General features: G+C 61.1%; 13 protein-coding genes and 1 riboswitch. Of the genes, 11 read left to right on the top strand and 2 right to left on the bottom strand.

Annotated elements, in window-relative coordinates; all coding sequences use genetic code 11:
- Nucleotides 1-35: 35 nt before the first annotated feature.
- Genes CKW19_RS23545 through CKW19_RS23530 form a run of 4 tightly spaced genes read left to right on the top strand, consistent with a single transcriptional unit; the run spans nt 36 to nt 4,086 of the window.
- Complete coding sequence (locus CKW19_RS23545; RefSeq protein ID WP_095060258.1) at nt 36-1,013, top strand: tripartite tricarboxylate transporter substrate binding protein; 978 nt, start codon at nt 36-38, stop codon at nt 1,011-1,013.
- 59 nt (nt 1,014-1,072) lie between these two features.
- On the top strand, nt 1,073-1,531 hold the full coding sequence (locus tag CKW19_RS23540; RefSeq protein WP_095060256.1) for a tripartite tricarboxylate transporter TctB family protein: 459 nt from the start codon (nt 1,073-1,075) through the stop codon (nt 1,529-1,531).
- A gap of 1 nt (nt 1,532) precedes the next feature.
- Nucleotides 1,533-3,047 (top strand): tripartite tricarboxylate transporter permease, encoded by a 1,515-nt coding sequence (locus tag CKW19_RS23535; protein ID WP_095060254.1) that lies wholly within the window; start codon nt 1,533-1,535, stop codon nt 3,045-3,047.
- The gene (locus tag CKW19_RS23530) at nt 3,040-4,086 is read left to right on the top strand and encodes an AbrB family transcriptional regulator (RefSeq protein WP_095060314.1); all 1,047 of its coding nucleotides are present in this window, start codon (nt 3,040-3,042) and stop codon (nt 4,084-4,086) included. Before CKW19_RS23535 ends, CKW19_RS23530 begins: the two co-directional genes overlap by 8 nt.
- 159 nt (nt 4,087-4,245) lie before the next feature.
- Here CKW19_RS23530 and ung read toward each other — a convergent pair whose 3' ends face one another.
- Entirely contained in the window at nt 4,246-4,938 is a 693-nt protein-coding gene (gene ung, locus CKW19_RS23525; protein WP_053155726.1) for a uracil-DNA glycosylase, read from the bottom strand.
- A gap of 132 nt (nt 4,939-5,070) precedes the next feature.
- Between ung and CKW19_RS23520 the strand changes: the two genes are divergently transcribed.
- Nucleotides 5,071-6,183 (top strand): enoyl-CoA hydratase/isomerase family protein, encoded by a 1,113-nt coding sequence (locus tag CKW19_RS23520; protein WP_095060252.1) that lies wholly within the window; start codon nt 5,071-5,073, stop codon nt 6,181-6,183.
- A gap of 61 nt (nt 6,184-6,244) precedes the next feature.
- On the opposite strand, the gene CKW19_RS23515 is transcribed toward CKW19_RS23520, so the two are convergent.
- Nucleotides 6,245-6,697, bottom strand: coding sequence for a hypothetical protein (locus tag CKW19_RS23515; RefSeq protein WP_095060250.1), 453 nt, complete (start codon nt 6,695-6,697; stop codon nt 6,245-6,247).
- Between the two features lie 434 nt (nt 6,698-7,131).
- A riboswitch (guanidine-I (ykkC/yxkD leader) is annotated at nt 7,132-7,232 on the top strand.
- Between the two features lie 60 nt (nt 7,233-7,292).
- Here CKW19_RS23515 and CKW19_RS23510 point away from each other — a divergent pair.
- The 6 genes from CKW19_RS23510 to uca all read left to right on the top strand — a co-directional run bounded on the left by CKW19_RS23510 (nt 7,293) and on the right by uca (nt 15,280).
- Complete coding sequence (locus tag CKW19_RS23510) at nt 7,293-8,360, top strand: putative urea ABC transporter substrate-binding protein (RefSeq protein ID WP_095060248.1); 1,068 nt, start codon at nt 7,293-7,295, stop codon at nt 8,358-8,360.
- 15 nt (nt 8,361-8,375) lie between these two features.
- Nucleotides 8,376-9,191: an ABC transporter permease gene (locus CKW19_RS23505; RefSeq protein ID WP_095060246.1), complete on the top strand. Its 816-nt coding sequence runs from the start codon at nt 8,376-8,378 to the stop codon at nt 9,189-9,191.
- On the top strand, nt 9,188-9,976 hold the full coding sequence (locus CKW19_RS23500) for an ABC transporter ATP-binding protein (protein WP_095060244.1): 789 nt from the start codon (nt 9,188-9,190) through the stop codon (nt 9,974-9,976). Before CKW19_RS23505 ends, CKW19_RS23500 begins: the two co-directional genes overlap by 4 nt.
- Before the next feature lie 13 nt (nt 9,977-9,989).
- Nucleotides 9,990-10,715 carry an urea amidolyase associated protein UAAP1 gene (locus CKW19_RS23495; protein WP_095060242.1) on the top strand — a complete coding sequence of 242 codons (726 nt, stop codon included), beginning with the start codon at nt 9,990-9,992 and terminating at the stop codon, nt 10,713-10,715.
- Nucleotides 10,716-10,726: 11 nt separating this feature from the next.
- Nucleotides 10,727-11,368, top strand: coding sequence for an urea amidolyase associated protein UAAP2 (locus CKW19_RS23490; protein ID WP_095060240.1), 642 nt, complete (start codon nt 10,727-10,729; stop codon nt 11,366-11,368).
- Between the two features lie 279 nt (nt 11,369-11,647).
- Nucleotides 11,648-15,280, top strand: a complete 3,633-nt coding sequence (gene uca, locus CKW19_RS23485; RefSeq protein WP_095060238.1) for an urea carboxylase — start codon at nt 11,648-11,650, stop codon at nt 15,278-15,280.
- Nucleotides 15,281-15,290: the final 10 nt, after the last annotated feature.

Genomic DNA, 15,290 nt, shown 5'->3' with positions numbered 1-15,290 from the left:
GTGCGTCAATAACAACAACTCCCAAGGAGACATGAATGAACCTGTCAATGCGTAAACTAGCCCTCGCCGCCAGCGTCCTGCTGTTCACCGGCCACGCGCTTGCCGAACCTAAACGCCCGGAGTGCATCGCCCCGGCCTCCCCCGGCGGAGGTTTCGACCTGACCTGCAAACTGGCGCAGAGCGCGCTGATCAACGAAAAACTGCTGACCAAACCGATGCGCGTGACCTACATGCCCGGCGGTGTCGGCGCGGTGGCGTACAACGCGGTGGTCGCCCAGCGTCCGGCCGATGCCGGTACTTTGGTGGCATGGTCCAGCGGATCGCTGTTGAACCTGGCCCAAGGCAAGTTCGGTCGTTTCGATGAAACCAACGTGCGCTGGCTGGCAGCGGTCGGCACTAGCTATGGCGCCATCGCGGTGAAAAGCGATTCGCCCTACAAGACCCTCGACGATCTGGTACAGGCGCTGAAGAAAGATCCGAGCAAAGTGGTGATCGGTTCCGGCGGCACCGTCGGGAGCCAGGACTGGATGCAAACCGCCCTGATCGCCAAAGCCGCTGGCATCAACCCGCGCGACCTGCGTTACGTTGCCCTCGAAGGTGGCGGTGAAATCGCCACCGCCCTGCTCGGCGGCCACATCCAGGTCGGCAGCACCGACATCTCCGACTCCATGCCGCACATCCAGAGCGGTGACATGCGCCTGTTGGCAGTGTTCTCCGACAAGCGTCTGGAGGAGCCGGAAATGAAGGACATTCCGACCGCCCGCGAGCAAGGCTACGACATCGTCTGGCCGGTGGTGCGTGGCTTCTACCTCGGGCCAAAAGTCAGCGACGAAGACTACGCCTGGTGGAAAGACTCCTTCGACAAACTGCTGGCCTCGCCTGAGTTCGCCAAGCTGCGCGATCAGCGTGAACTGTTCCCGTTCGCCATGACCGGCCCGGAACTGGACACCTACGTGAAGAAGCAGGTTGCGGACTACAAAGTGCTGGCCAAAGAGTTCGGCCTGATTCAGTGATCGCCTCTGTCTAGCGGCTGCGACTCCCCTTTCACGGAGTCGCAGCACAGGAGTTCCCCATGCTCTTACAACGCATTTTTGCTTCGGTGCTGTTGCTGGCCTGTGCCAGCCTGGTGCTGATGGCTTTGCCCTATCAGGCACCGTTTTCCTACGAACCGATCGGCCCGCGCGCGTTCCCGCTGCTGATGCTGGGGCTGATGGGCCTGGCCCTGGTTTACATGGTGTATCGCCCTTCGCCGATCAAGCACACCGATGAAGATCCGCCGATGGATCGCGAGACCCTGACCAAGATCGGTATCTGCGTGCTGTTGCTACTGGTCTTCGCCGGACTGTTCGAACCGCTGGGTTTCATCCTCAGCAGCATGTTGGTTGGCATTCCTCTGGCTCGCCTGTACGGCGGGCGCTGGCTGCCGGGCGCGATCATCATCAGCCTGATGAGCGTCGGTCTGTACCTGCTGTTCGACAAAGTCATGGACGTGCCACTGCCTCTGGGCCTGCTCGACGTTCTGGAGAACTGATATGGATACGCTTGGTTATTTGAGTCACGGCTTCGGTGTCGCGTTAACCCCTTACAACTTCGTGACTGCACTCAGCGGCACGCTGATCGGTACGGTCGTCGGCCTGCTTCCGGGCCTGGGGCCGATCAACGGCGTGGCGTTGCTGATCCCGATCGCCTTCGCATTGGGCCTGCCACCGGAGTCGGCATTGATCCTGTTGGCCGCGGTTTACCTGGGTTGCGAATATGGCGGGCGGATCAGTTCGATTTTGCTGAACATCCCGGGCGAAGCTTCGACCGTCATGACCACCCTCGACGGCTACCCGATGGCCCGTCAGGGTCTGGCCGGTGTCGCGTTGTCACTGTCGGCGTGGAGCTCGTTCATTGGTGCATTTATCGCGACCTGCGGGATGGTCGTGTTCGCGCCGATGCTGGCGAAATGGGCGATTGCCTTCGGTCCCGCGGAATACTTCGTACTGATGGTATTTGCGATTGTCTGTCTCGGCGGCATGGCAGGTGATCGGCCCCTCAAGACGTTTATCGCGGCGCTGATCGGGCTGTTCCTGTCGACCGTCGGCATTGATGCCAACAGCGGTGTGTACCGGTTCACCGGTGACAACATCCACCTCACTGACGGTATTCAGTTCGTGGTGCTGGTGCTGGGCCTGTTCTCCATCAGCGAAATTCTGTTGCTGCTGGAAAAAACCCACCGTGGCCAAGAAGCGTTCCAGGCCACCGGGCGGATGTTGTTCAATTTCAAGGAAGCGGCTTCGGTGTTCTGGGTGAACATGCGTTGCGGTGTGCTCGGGTTCATCATGGGTGTGCTGCCAGGTGCTGGCGCAACGTTGGCCAGTGCTGTGGCCTACATGACCGAGAAACGCATCGCTGGCCCAAGCGGAAAATTCGGACAGGGCGACAAACGTGGCCTGGCCGCTCCGGAAACCGCCATTGGCGCAGAAGCCTGCGGTGCATTGGTGCCGATGCTGACCCTCGGCGTCCCTGGCTCGGGCACCACAGCCGTGATGATCGGCGCGCTGTCGCTGTACAACATCACGCCAGGCCCACTGCTGTTTCAGCAGCAACCGGACATCGTCTGGGGCCTGATCGCATCGTTGTTCATCGCCAACATCATGCTGGTGATCCTGAACATCCCGATGATCCGCATCTTCACCAAAATCCTTGCCGTGCCGAACTGGGCGCTGGTGCCGATGATCGCCATCATCACCGCCATTGGCGTGTACGCCGTGCATGCCACGACCTTCGATCTGTTCCTGATGATCGGCATCGGCATCTTCGGTTACATCCTGCGCAAGCTGGACTTCCCGTTGTCGCCGGTTTTGCTGGGCTTCATCCTCGGTGGTTTGATGGAGCAGAATCTGCGTCGGGCGCTGTCGATTTCCAATGGTTCGCTGGATATTCTCTGGTCGAGCGGTATCACCGTCGGTGTCTGGGGGTTGATCGTGGTCATGTTGCTGGTGCCGATTGCGCGCATCTGGCGTAAACGTTCAGTTGCGCGGCGCGTTGTTGCCGATGTCTGATCGAACACCTTTCAAAGCCTGGTGGGGAACCCCGCTGGTCGGCCTGCTCGGCGGTTTCCTTGCCAGCCAGGTCGGCTGGCCTTTGCCGTGGATGGTCGGTTCGTTGCTGGCGATCATCCTCGTGCGCTGCCTGACACCCTGGCAATTGGCGGAAATCCCTGGCGGCCGCAAGTGCGGCCAGTGGATCGTCGGTATCGGTATCGGCCTGCATTTCACTCCGGTGGTAATGGAGCAGGTACTCAGTCATTTCGGTTTGATCTTCTTCGGTGCGCTAGTCACCAGCCTGTCGGCGGTCGTCGGTGTGTGGCTGATGCGCCGCACCGGTGAGGATCGCGCCACTGCGTTTTTCTCCAGCATGCCCGGCGGTTCCGGCGAGATGGTCAACCTCGGTGCACGCAATGGCGCGGTTCTCAGCCGGGTAGCGGCAGGCCAGAGTCTGCGCGTGTTGGTGGTAGTGCTCTGTGTGCCGGCAGCGTTCAAATATCTGTTGGGCGACGGTGCGCCACTCTCCTACGCCGGCAGCATCGATTGGCGCTGGCTGGCGATTTTGCTTCCCGCGGGCGCTTTGGCGGCCTGGATCTGGGAACGGCTGCGTCAACCCAACCCCTGGTTGTTCGGACCGTTGCTGGTGAGTGCGGCAGTGAGCATCGGCTGGGACTTGCACATCGGTTTGCCTGACGGCGGCAGTCAGATCGGCCAATGGTTGATCGGCAGCGGCTTGGGCTGTCACTTCAATCGGCAGTTTTTCCGGCGTGCGCCCTCTTTCATGGGGCGGACACTGATTGGCACCGTCCTGACCATGTTGATCGCAACGGTGGCGGCATTGGGTTTGAGTGCGCTGACCCATCTGGATCTGCGTTCGCTGACCTTGGGCATGATGCCCGGCGGGATTGCCGAAATGAGCCTGACGGCGGAGACCCTGCAATTGTCGGTGCCGCTGGTGACGGCGATGCAGGTGATGCGGCTGTTGTTTGTGTTGTTTCTGGCAGAGCCGTTGTTCAAGTATTGGAATCGACAACCGGAAGAACCAGAAATTTAACTCCACCTGTGGCGAGGGAGCTTGCTCCCGCTCGGCTGCGCAGCAGTCGTAAAGCCTATGTGCATGGTGTGTCAGAAGAAATCGGATTGCAGAATTCAGGGCTGCTTCGCAGCCCTGCGGGAGCAAGCTCCCTCGCCACAAAAGCTCAACCAATTCCCATCAAACCGGCGGCAACCGCCACTCGATCGGCGTCTCGCCATTCTGTTCCAGAAACTTGTTGGTGCGGCTGAAGTGTCCGCAACCGAGGAAGCCGCGATAGGCAGACAGCGGCGACGGGTGCACCGAGGTCAGCACCAGATGCTTGGTCGCATCGATCAGCTTCTGCTTGCTCTGCGCATGGGCGCCCCACAGCATGAACACCAGGTGCGGCTGTTGCTGGCTGACCACTTCAATGATCCGGTCGGTGAAAAACTGCCAGCCCTTGTCTTTGTGCGCGTTGGCGTTGGCCCGTTCGACGGTCATGGTGGTGTTGATCATCAGTACGCCCTGATCCGCCCAACTTTGCAGGTAGCCATGGTTGGGAATGTCGATGTTCAGGTCGCGCTTCAATTCTTTGTAAATGTTCACCAGCGACGGCGGCGCCGGCACGCCCGGTTGCACCGAGAAGCACAAGCCATGGGCCTGACCCGGACCGTGGTAGGGATCCTGACCGAGGATGACGACTTTGACCTTGTCCAGCGGCGTGGAATTGAGTGCATTGAAGATCATCGGCCCTGGCGGATAGATCTCCTTGCCGGCCGCCCGCTCCTGCTGCAGAAAATTTCGCAACTCTGTCATGTAGGGCTGGTCGAATTCGGCACGCAGCGCCTCCTTCCAGCTCGGTTCGAGTTTGATACGGTCATCAGCAGTCATGGTTACATCCGGCAAAAACAATGGGGCGAACCCTAGGAAAGCGCACCACGCTTGTCAATTGATCTGATGCAGATCCGGCGCTTTCTTGCACAGCGATCATACTTAACCCTCAAATTCCCGATCGAGGTCACGATGAATCTGCACTTCGAAGAGCTCACCGGCACCGACGGCGCCCGTATCGGCATCGCCAGCCTGGATGCCGAAAAGTCGCTCAACGCCCTGTCACTGCCAATGATCAATGCCCTGCGCGACCGACTGGACGCTTGGGCCAAAGATCCGCAAATCGTCTGCGTCCTGCTGCGCGGCAATGGCCCCAAGGCCTTTTGCGCCGGTGGCGAAGTGCGCAGCCTGGTCGAAGCCTGTCGCGCCCACCCCGGTGAAGTGCCGCCCCTGGCCGCGCAATTCTTCGCGGCGGAATATCGCCTGGACTTTCGCCTGCACACCTACCCGAAACCGCTGATCTGCTGGGGCCATGGTTATGTGCTCGGCGGTGGCATGGGCCTGTTGCAAGGGGCAAGCATCCGCATTGTCACGCCAAGCAGCCGTTTGGCGATGCCGGAAATCAGCATCGGCCTGTACCCGGACGTTGGCGCCAGTTGGTTTCTGTCGCGGCTACCGGGCAAACTCGGCCTGTTTCTTGGCCTGACCGGCGCGCACATGAATGGCCGCGATGCGATCGATCTGGATCTGGCGGATCGGTTTCTGCGCGATGAGCAGCAAGCGGATTTGATCGAAGGCCTGCTGCAATTGAACTGGCAGGAACAGACACCGATGCAGCTCAACAGTCTGCTCAAGGCGTTGCAGCAAGAAGCAGTAGCGCAAATGCCTGAAGCCCAGTGGCTGCCGCGTCGCCAGCAAATCGACGAACTGCTGGATGTCAGCGATGTGCGTTGTGCTTGGAAAGCCATCAGCGCCCTGCGCGACAACAGCGACCCGATAATGAGTCGCGCCGCCAGGACCCTGAGCGAAGGCTCACCCTTGACTGCGCATCTGGTGTGGGAACAGATCATTCGCGCCAAACACCTGTCGCTGGCCCAGGTCTTTGAGATGGAATACACCCTGAGTCTCAACTGCTGTCGTCATCCGGAATTCAGCGAAGGCGTGCGTGCACGGTTGATCGACAAGGATCAGACGCCCCACTGGCATTGGCCGGACATCAACAATGTGCCGGACGCGGTGGTGCAGGCGCATTTCCATAAGGTTTGGGAAGGTCGGCATCCGTTGGCGGATTTGTTGAATTACTGAAGTCCGCAAAAAAATGTGGGAGCTAACCAGCTCCCACATTGGAATTGCATTGTTGTAAGGATCAGCGGTGACCGCCGCGGCCATCGTGATCGCCACGACCGTTATGATCGCCACTACCGCCCCGCCGTCCGTCGTGGCCTCGGTTTTTGTCCCAACCGCCTCGATTGCTGCGGCCATCCCAACCCTGGTTCTGATGCGCCCGGTAGTCGCCGCGCGATGACTGATAATGACGCGGGGCCGACTGGTAATAGCGTGGAGCCGATTGATAGACCCGCGGCTGCGAGTAATAACGCGGCGTCGGCTGGTAGTACCGCGCTGGCGGTGAGTAGTACCGGGGAGCTGGCGAGTAGTAACCGCCGCCATTGGAATAGTAGGAACTGCCCCCGGCGTAATAGGTCGGCGCCGGCGAGGTATAGACTTCGGAACGGTAGTAACTGCCTCCTTCATCGTAATAGGGCACGCACCCACCAAGGGACAATCCCAACACAGCAAGCAGTAGAATTCGGCGATACATAGCGGCCTCCTGGACCGCGGGTTAGCCACACCAGCGACGCTGGCAGGCGACAGTCAAATGTTGCTGACTGTCGAAAGATCAGACATCGATTTCGGAATCTGGTGCGTTCGCGCAACACGTTGAAACATCTGTCCGATGAAAGGTTTTTCATCTATTCGCGCGTTGATTAACGGTAACCATGGCGATATCCACCGCCGTGATGGCGTGGACCGTGTATTTTTACTCCCAAGTGCCAGTCGGCGTTGACCTTCTGATCAGTGGCGGATCGCGCTACATCTCAGTGCACGGACGCACCATCACAATGCAACAGCACCTGATCGCCCCTCCCCTCCCTTTCGCTGATCCCCGTGCCAGACACCTCGAGCAGACTTGGCACGGCTCTCGCTTAGTCAATACCGTGCAGGACTCACTACAGGTTCGCGGCACCACAATTTGCAATGGCTGACTAGGGTTCCGGCTCGCAAGCGCGAGTGGCTGGTCCGAGAGTTGGCGACCTCCAGTTGAGGTTACACGGCGGGACAAAAGCCCGGGAGACAAGCCACCGCTAGCGGTGCCGCTGCCTTCCTGTCCGCCCTTGACCAACTGGAGAACCACCATGTCCCAGCTTCGTTTATCCGCCCTGCTCGCCGCTGCGTTCGCAGCCCTTGTGAGCTTCTCGTCCCAAGCCGCCCAGAAAGATCACTTCAGCGTGTGCTGGACGATCTATGCCGGCTGGATGCCTTGGGAATACGCCGGCAGCCAGGGCATCGTCGACAAATGGGCAAAGAAGTACGGTATCAAGATCGACGTGGTGCAACTCAATGACTACGTCGAATCGATCAATCAGTACACCGCTGGCCAGTTCGACGGCTGCACCATGACCAACATGGATGCGCTGACCATCCCTGCGGCCGGTGGCGTCGACAGCACCGCGCTGATCGTCAGTGACTTCTCCAATGGCAACGACGGCATCGTGCTCAAGGGCGAAGGCAAGACACTCACCGACCTCAAGGGCATGGACGTCAATCTGGTCGAACTCTCGGTCTCGCACTACCTGCTGGCCCGGGCCCTGGATTCGGTGAACCTCACCGAGAAAGACCTGAAAGTGGTCAACACCTCCGACGCCGATATCTCGGCCGCCTTCAACACCGATCAAGTCAACGCCGTCACCACCTGGAACCCGATGCTCTCGGACATCAAGGCCAAGCCTGCGGTGACCGAAGTCTTCAATTCCAGCCAGATCCCCGGCGAAATCATGGACATGATGGTCGTCAACAGCGCCACCCTCAAAGACAACCCGGCACTGGGCAAAGCCCTGACGGGTGCCTGGTTCGAAGTGGTCGAGTTGATGAACGCGAAAAGCGCCGCCAGCAAAGCCGCGCTGGAACACATGGCCAAGGCATCGGGCACTGACCTGGCGGGTTTCCAGGCGCAACTGGACACCACCAAACTGTTCGCCACACCCAAGGAAGCTTTGGCTTTCAGCACCAGTCAGCAGTTGCCGGAAACCATGCGCAAAGTCGCCGAGTTTTCCTTCCAGCACGGTTTGCTGGGTGAAGGCGCCAAAGACACCAGCGCGGTCGGCATGGCCTTCGCCAATGGCGTGACCAGCGGCGACAAAGGCAACCTCAAGCTGCGCTTCGATCCGAGCTACGTGCAGATGGCCGCCGACGCCAAGCTGTAATCAGGAGAACTGGCCATGCGCCTGATCAATCGCCACCCGGATCGCCCGAGTCGCCTGCTGTTGGTGATCCTGCCGTTCGCCCTGTTGCTGTTTGCCTACTTCATGGGCTCGGCCGAGCGACTGGCGGACAACCCCAATGACAAGCTGCTGCCCAGCGCCGTGCAGATGACCGATGCGGTGAAACGCCTGGCGTTTGTCGCCGACAGCCGCACCGGCGAATACCTGCTCTGGCAAGACACCGCGTCCAGCCTGCGCCGGTTGGCCATCGGCCTCGGTATCAGTGCCTTGGCCGGTCTGTGCCTGGGCATCGCCGCGGGCACCCTGCCGCTGTTTGGCGCACCGTTGTCGCCCTTGTTGACGGTGCTGTCGATGGTGCCGCCGCTGGCGATCCTGCCAATCCTGTTCATCGTTTTCGGCTTGGGGGAGTTGTCGAAGGTGATGCTGATCGTGATCGGCATCACCCCGGCGCTGGCCCGGGATCTGGAACAGCGCGCCAGGGAAATACCCGTGGAGTTGCTGATCAAGGCGCAAACCCTGGGTGCCTCGACCTGGACCCTGATGCTGCGAGTGGTGTTGCCGCAATTGCTGCCACGGTTGCTGATCTCGCTGCGGCTGATGCTCGGCTCGGCATGGTTGTTCCTGATTGCCGCCGAAGCCATCGCCTCTACCGACGGTTTGGGTTACCGGATTTTCCTCGTGCGCCGCTACCTGGCAATGGACGTGATTTTGCCCTATGTGGTGTGGATCACCCTGCTTGCCTGGCTGATGGATTGGGGCCTGAAGTACCTGACCCAACGTGCGTTCCCTTGGTATGAAGGAGCGCGGGCATGAGCTTCATCACCGTTAAAAACGTCTGGCAGCAATACGCCGATCAAGTGGTGCTCGAAGGCCTGAACCTGAACGTCGACGAGGGTGAATTCTGCACCTTGGTCGGCGCCTCCGGTTGCGGTAAATCGACCTTCCTGCGCCTGCTGCTCGGTCAGGAGCGTGCCAGTCGCGGCCAGATCCTGCTCGACGGTCAACCGTTGGCCGGTGAGCCGGACGCCAGCCGTGGCGTGGTCTTCCAGCGCTACTCGGTGTTCCCGCATTTGAGCGTGCTGGACAACGTTGCCCTCGGTCTCGAACTGCCTCGCTCGCCACTGCTCGGACGCCTGTTTGGTAGCGCCAAGCGTGAGGCTCGGGAACAGGCCTCGGCATTGCTGCACAAAGTCGGCCTCGGACATTCGCTGGACAAATACCCGGCGCAGCTCTCCGGCGGCATGCAGCAACGACTGGCCATCGCCCAGGCGCTGATCATGAAGCCGCGGGTGCTGCTGCTCGACGAACCGTTCGGTGCGCTCGATCCGGGCATCCGCAAAGACATGCACGGCTTGCTCCTGGAACTGTGGCGCGAGACCCGGCTGACCGTGTTCATGGTCACCCACGACCTGTCCGAAGGTTTCAGCCTCGGTACGCGCTTGCTGGTGTTCGACAAGGTCCGCCTCGATCCGCACGCCCCCGGGGCCTACGGCGCGCGCATCACCTACGACATTCCCTTGAACAGCGACCGCCGCATCAGCCGTGCCGCCGTCGACGCCTTGCCGGTGCAACTGGCGGGCTCACTTCGAACCGCTTGAGAGGATTTTCCCGATGACTGATTCGACCCAACTGTTCCCGCCCTTCGCCGAAGAAATGCTGCCGGGTGGTGGCCATCGCTCGTTCGTGCTCAAACGCGGCCAATTGCTGCGCCTGACCGACATTCGCGGCGGCGCCAACGTCAGCCTGACGCTGCTCAACGCCAATGAAAAAACCGAACGCCTGAACCTGCCCGACAGCCTCAAATGCCAACACACCGCCAAGCTCACCACCGGCCATTGCCTGTACTCGGACATGGGCCGCGTGCTGGCCGCGATCACCGCCGACACCTGCGGCTGGAGCGACAGCCTCGGCGGTGTGCTCTGCACTGAAGAGGTTGCAGAAAAATACGGCACCGGTCGCTACCAGGAACTGCGCAACGGCTTCTTCCGCAACGGTACCGACAACCTGCTGGTGGAACTGGGCAAGTGGGGCCTGGGCCTGTCGGACCTGCTGATGACTCTCAATCTGTTCAGCCGGGTGAACGTCGATGACGCCGGGCGCTTCCACTTCGTCGAGGCCAATTCCAAGGCCGGTGATTACATCGAGTTGTACGCACCGATGGATACCTTGGTGGTGCTCACGGCCCTGCAACACCCGATGGATCCGTCGCCGGAATACGCCCCCAAACCCTTGAAGCTGAGCTGGATGAACGCCGACGCCAGCGTCGCCGAACACTGCCGCACCTCGCGCCCGGAAAACGAGCGCGGTTTCATCAACACCGACCGTCTGTTCGCCTGAGGATCGCTGCCATGTCACTCGCTCTCATCACCACTGAAAAGCAGCCTGAAACCGCGATCTACCGCGCCACCATCCCCGCCGGTGAACCCTGGCTGATGGAAGTCAAGGCCGGTCAAACCCTGCGCATCCTCGATCTGGAAGGCAATCAGGCCGTCGATACGTTGTTCTACAGCGTTGCCAACCCCAAGGAGCGCTACGACGTGCAGCGCACCTTGCGCCGTCAGAACAGCGTGTACCTGAGCACCGGCAGCGTGCTGTATTCCAACCTTGGCAAGCCGATGCTGACAATCGTCGCCGACACCTGCGGGCGCCACGACACCCTCGGCGGCGCCTGCGCGCAAGAGAGCAACACCGTGCGTTACGCGCTGGAAAAACGCTACATGCACAGCTGCCGCGACAACTACCTGCGCGCCTGTGCGCATGACGGTCGACTGGGCAAGGGCGACATCGGACCAAACATCAATTTCTTCATGAACGTGCCGGTCACGGCCGATGGCGGGTTGACCTTTGCAGACGGGATTTCCGCACCGGGCAAGTACGTCGACCTGCGTGCCGAAATGGATGTGATCGTGCTGATTTCCAACTGTCCGCAACTGAACAACCCGTGCAACGCCTACAACCCGACACCTGCGGAGCTGCTGGTATGGAACTGAAATTAGCGCGATTGCGTAAATGGTTGTTTGCCCTGTGCCAGGCCCGTTCGGGGCAGTGCATCAAGTAACCGCTCCCCTGTAGGAGCTGGCTTGCCAGCGATTGACCGGCACCTTCAGCCATGATGTCGGCTGACACGCCGCTATCGCTGGCAAGCCAGCTCCTACAAGGGTGCTGTGTATTTCTGTCAACGGGGACGACCCCGGTGCCTTTCGAAAAACTGCGGGACGGCCCGCATCCCAAGTCGAGGCTGATGTGCTGTCGCCTCCGGGGGTTATGCCATGTTCGAAAAAGTCTTGATTGCCAACCGTGGCGCCATTGCCTGCCGCATCCTGCGCACCTTGCGCGAACTGCAGGTGCAGGGCGTTGCCGTGTACTCCGAGGCCGATGCCGCCAGCCTGCATATCCTGCAAGCCGACGAAGCCCACAGCCTCGGTGAAGGCGCGGCGGGCGGTACTTATCTGGCGGTGGAAAAAATCCTCGCCATCGCCAAATCCACGGGTGCTACCGCAATCCATCCCGGTTATGGTTTTCTCTCGGAAAACGCCGCGTTCGCCGAAGCCTGCGAAACCGCCGGGGTTGCCTTCATCGGCCCAACGCCTGAGCAACTGCGCGTATTCGGCCTCAAGCACACCGCCCGCGCCTTGGCCAAGCAACATGGCGTGCCGATGCTCGAAGGCACCGAGTTGCTCGACAGCCTCGACGCCGCGCTGATTGCCGGCGAACAGGTCGGTTACCCGGTGATGCTCAAAAGCACCGCCGGCGGTGGCGGCATCGGCATGCGCGTGTGCCGCAGTGCCGCCGAGTTGAGTGAATCCTTCGAAGCGGTCAAGCGCTTGGGCCAGAACAACTTCAGCGACGCCGGGGTGTTCATCGAAAAGTACATCCAGCGTGCACGTCACCTGGAAGTTCAGGTATTCGGTGACGGCCGTGGCGAGGTGATTGCCCTCGGCGTGCGCGACTGCTCGGTACAGCGGCGCAACCAGAAAGTCCTCGAGGAAACCCCGGCACCCAATCTGCCGGAGGGCATGGCCGAGGCGTTGTGCGCGGCGGCCATCAAGCTCGCCAAAGCGGTCAATTATCGCAGCGCCGGCACCGTCGAGTTTGTGTTCGACAGCGACGCCCAGCGCTTCTATTTTCTGGAAGTGAATACCCGCTTGCAGGTGGAACACGGCGTCACGGAACAAGTATGGGGCGTCGACCTGGTGCGCTGGATGGTGCAACTGGCGTCCGGTGATTTGCCGCCGCTGGGCGAATTGGTTCAGGAATTGAAACCGAAGGGGCACGCGATTCAGGCGCGGCTGTATGCGGAAGATCCGGGCCGGGATTTTCAGCCGAGCCCGGGATTGCTCACCGCTGTGAACTTTCCAGCGGCCAATGGCATTCAGCTGCGTATCGACACCTGGGTCGAGGCTGGCTGCGAGATCCCGCCCTACTTTGATCCGATGATCGCCAAGGTCATCAGCTGGGCGCCGACGCGGGAACAGGCTCGCACCGATTTGCATCAAGCACTCGGCGACAGCCAACTGTATGGCGTCGAAACCAACCGCGATTACCTGCGGCAGATTCTGCTGGATGCGCCCTTCGCCAGCGGCCAACCGTGGACCCGTTGCCTGGAAGGCCTGGTGTATCAGGCCAACACCTTTGAAGTGATCAGCGCCGGCACCCAGACCAGCGTTCAGGACTACCCCGGCCGCCTCGGTTACTGGGCCGTCGGTGTGCCGCCATCGGGGCCGATGGACAGCCGCGCGCTGCGTCTGGGCAATCGCTTGCTGGGCAACGACGAAGGCGCCGCGGCGCTGGAAATCACCATGAGCGGGCCGATGCTGCGCTTCAATTGCGATGCGGTCGTGGCCGTGACCGGCGCCGCTATTGATCTGGCCTTGAATGGCGAAACCGTGCCGATGAACACGGCGCTGCTGATTGAATCGGGGGCAACGTTGAGCCTCGGTACGATTGCCGGCGCCGGTGCGCGCAGTTATCTGTGCCTGCGCGGTGGCCTGCAAGTGCCGGATTACCTGGGCAGCAAAAGCACCTTCACCCTCGGCCAGTTCGGCGGTCACGGCGGGCGCGCTTTGCGTGCTGGCGATGTGTTGCATGTGCCGGCCTTGAGTGACCACAGCATCGGTCAGCAACTGGCTGAAGAACAGCTCGCCGCGCTACCGGCGGTGCGGCAGATTCGCGTGATCTACGGCCCTCACGGCGCGCCGGAATACTTCACTGAAAACTACATCGGCACCTTCTTCGCCACGCAGTGGGAAGTGCATTTCAACTCCAGCCGCACCGGCGTGCGCCTGATCGGCCCCAAGCCGGAATGGGTGCGTGCCGATGGCGGAGAAGCAGGGCTGCATCCGTCGAACATTCACGACAATCCGTATGCGATCGGCGCGGTGGATTTTACCGGTGACATGCCGGTGATCCTCGGCCCGGACGGCCCGAGCCTTGGCGGATTCGTATGCCCGGTGACCGTGATCGAAGCGGATCTTTGGCAACTGGGGCAACTCAAGGCTGGGGACAAAGTGCAGTTCTCCCCCGTCGACCTCAAGACTGCCCGAAGCCTCGCCTTGAAATGGGATACCTGTGGGAGCTGGCTTGCCAGCGATGGGGCCCGGCCAGACACCGCATCAACTTCATCGCTGGCAAGCCAGCTCCTACAGGGGATTGTGTCGCCTGTGGTGTTGGATATCGGGCAGGACGATACGCGGCTGGTTGCAAGACTCTCAGGCGATACCCATTTACTGCTTGAGATAGGCGCACCCGAACTGGATCTGGTTTTGCGCTTCCGCGTCCACGCCCTCATGCAAGCCCTGGAAAGCCAACACCTGCACGGCGTGATCGACCTGACGCCCGGTATCCGCTCGCTGCAAATCCACTATCAGCCTGAGCAACTGTCGCTGTCCGACCTGCTCGGCATCGTCGCTGGCGAATGGGATGCCGTGTGCGCCGCCAAGGACCTGCAAGTGCCGTCGCGCATCGTGCATCTGCCGCTGTCCTGGGACGATCCGGCGTGCCAGTTGGCCATCGAGAAATACATGACCACCGTGCGCAAGGACGCGCCGTGGTGCCCGAGCAATCTGGAATTCATCCGCCGCATCAACGACCTGCCGAACCTCGATGAAGTGCAGCGTACGGTGTTCGCCGCCAGTTACCTGGTGATGGGCCTGGGCGACGTCTACCTCGGTGCACCGGTCGCCACCCCCCTCGACCCGCGCCATCGCCTGGTGACCACCAAGTACAACCCGGCGCGCACCTGGACCGCCGAGAACTCGGTGGGCATCGGTGGCGCCTACATGTGCGTGTACGGCATGGAAGGCCCCGGCGGGTATCAGTTTGTCGGCCGCACCTTGCAGATGTGGAACCGCTACCGTGAAGTCGCTGCGTTCGATGGCAAACCGTGGCTGCTGCGCTTTTTCGACCAGATCCGTTTCTACCCGGTCAGTGCCGATGAACTGCTGCGCATCCGCCGCGACTTCCCCTTGGGTCGCTTCGATCTGAACATCGAGCACGGCCAGTTGAACCTGGCGGATTACCAGGCGTTTCTGGCGAAAGAGGCCGGCGGCATCGAGGCGTTTCGCAAGCAACAACAAGGTGCGTTCAACGCCGAACGCGAGCGCTGGATCGCCAGCGGCCAGGCGCATTTCGACAGCGAGGAAGCAGCCCCTGAGCCGACCGAAGATGCGCCGCTGGGCAACGGCCAACTGAGCATAGACAGCCACATCGCCGGCAACCTCTGGCAAGTGCAGGTCGAGGCCGGCAGCCGGGTCGAGGCCGGCGATGTGCTGGTGATCCTGGAGTCGATGAAGATGGAAATCCCCCTGCTCGCCCCGATGGCCGGCGTGGTGCGCGAAATTCGTGTGCAGCCAGGCTCCACGGTGCGCGCCGGACAACGCGTCGCCGTGCTGGAACTCGACTGAAGCCATTTTG

This window comes from Pseudomonas sp. Irchel s3f7, assembly GCF_900187615.1.
In the GTDB taxonomy this organism is placed as follows: domain Bacteria; phylum Pseudomonadota; class Gammaproteobacteria; order Pseudomonadales; family Pseudomonadaceae; genus Aquipseudomonas.
The sequence above is the reverse complement of the archived record's forward strand: the minus strand, read 5'-3'. Positions and strand labels throughout refer to the sequence as shown.

Bases quoted from the DNA above. Each gene is read 5' to 3' on its own strand.
- uca (WP_095060238.1), top strand. From the start codon at position 11,648: ATGTTCGAAAAAGTCTTGATTGCCAACCGTGGCGCCATTGCCTGCCGC.
- CKW19_RS23530 (WP_095060314.1), top strand. From the start codon at position 3,040: ATGTCTGATCGAACACCTTTCAAAGCCTGGTGGGGAACCCCGCTGGTC.
- CKW19_RS23500 (WP_095060244.1), top strand. From the start codon at position 9,188: ATGAGCTTCATCACCGTTAAAAACGTCTGGCAGCAATACGCCGATCAA.
- CKW19_RS23505 (WP_095060246.1), top strand. From the start codon at position 8,376: ATGCGCCTGATCAATCGCCACCCGGATCGCCCGAGTCGCCTGCTGTTG.
- CKW19_RS23540 (WP_095060256.1), top strand. From the start codon at position 1,073: ATGCTCTTACAACGCATTTTTGCTTCGGTGCTGTTGCTGGCCTGTGCC.
- CKW19_RS23545 (WP_095060258.1), top strand. From the start codon at position 36: ATGAACCTGTCAATGCGTAAACTAGCCCTCGCCGCCAGCGTCCTGCTG.
- CKW19_RS23490 (WP_095060240.1), top strand. From the start codon at position 10,727: ATGTCACTCGCTCTCATCACCACTGAAAAGCAGCCTGAAACCGCGATC.
- CKW19_RS23520 (WP_095060252.1), top strand. From the start codon at position 5,071: ATGAATCTGCACTTCGAAGAGCTCACCGGCACCGACGGCGCCCGTATC.
- CKW19_RS23510 (WP_095060248.1), top strand. From the start codon at position 7,293: ATGTCCCAGCTTCGTTTATCCGCCCTGCTCGCCGCTGCGTTCGCAGCC.
- CKW19_RS23495 (WP_095060242.1), top strand. From the start codon at position 9,990: ATGACTGATTCGACCCAACTGTTCCCGCCCTTCGCCGAAGAAATGCTG.
- CKW19_RS23515 (WP_095060250.1), bottom strand. From the start codon at position 6,697: ATGTATCGCCGAATTCTACTGCTTGCTGTGTTGGGATTGTCCCTTGGT.
- CKW19_RS23535 (WP_095060254.1), top strand. From the start codon at position 1,533: ATGGATACGCTTGGTTATTTGAGTCACGGCTTCGGTGTCGCGTTAACC.
- ung (WP_053155726.1), bottom strand. From the start codon at position 4,938: ATGACTGCTGATGACCGTATCAAACTCGAACCGAGCTGGAAGGAGGCG.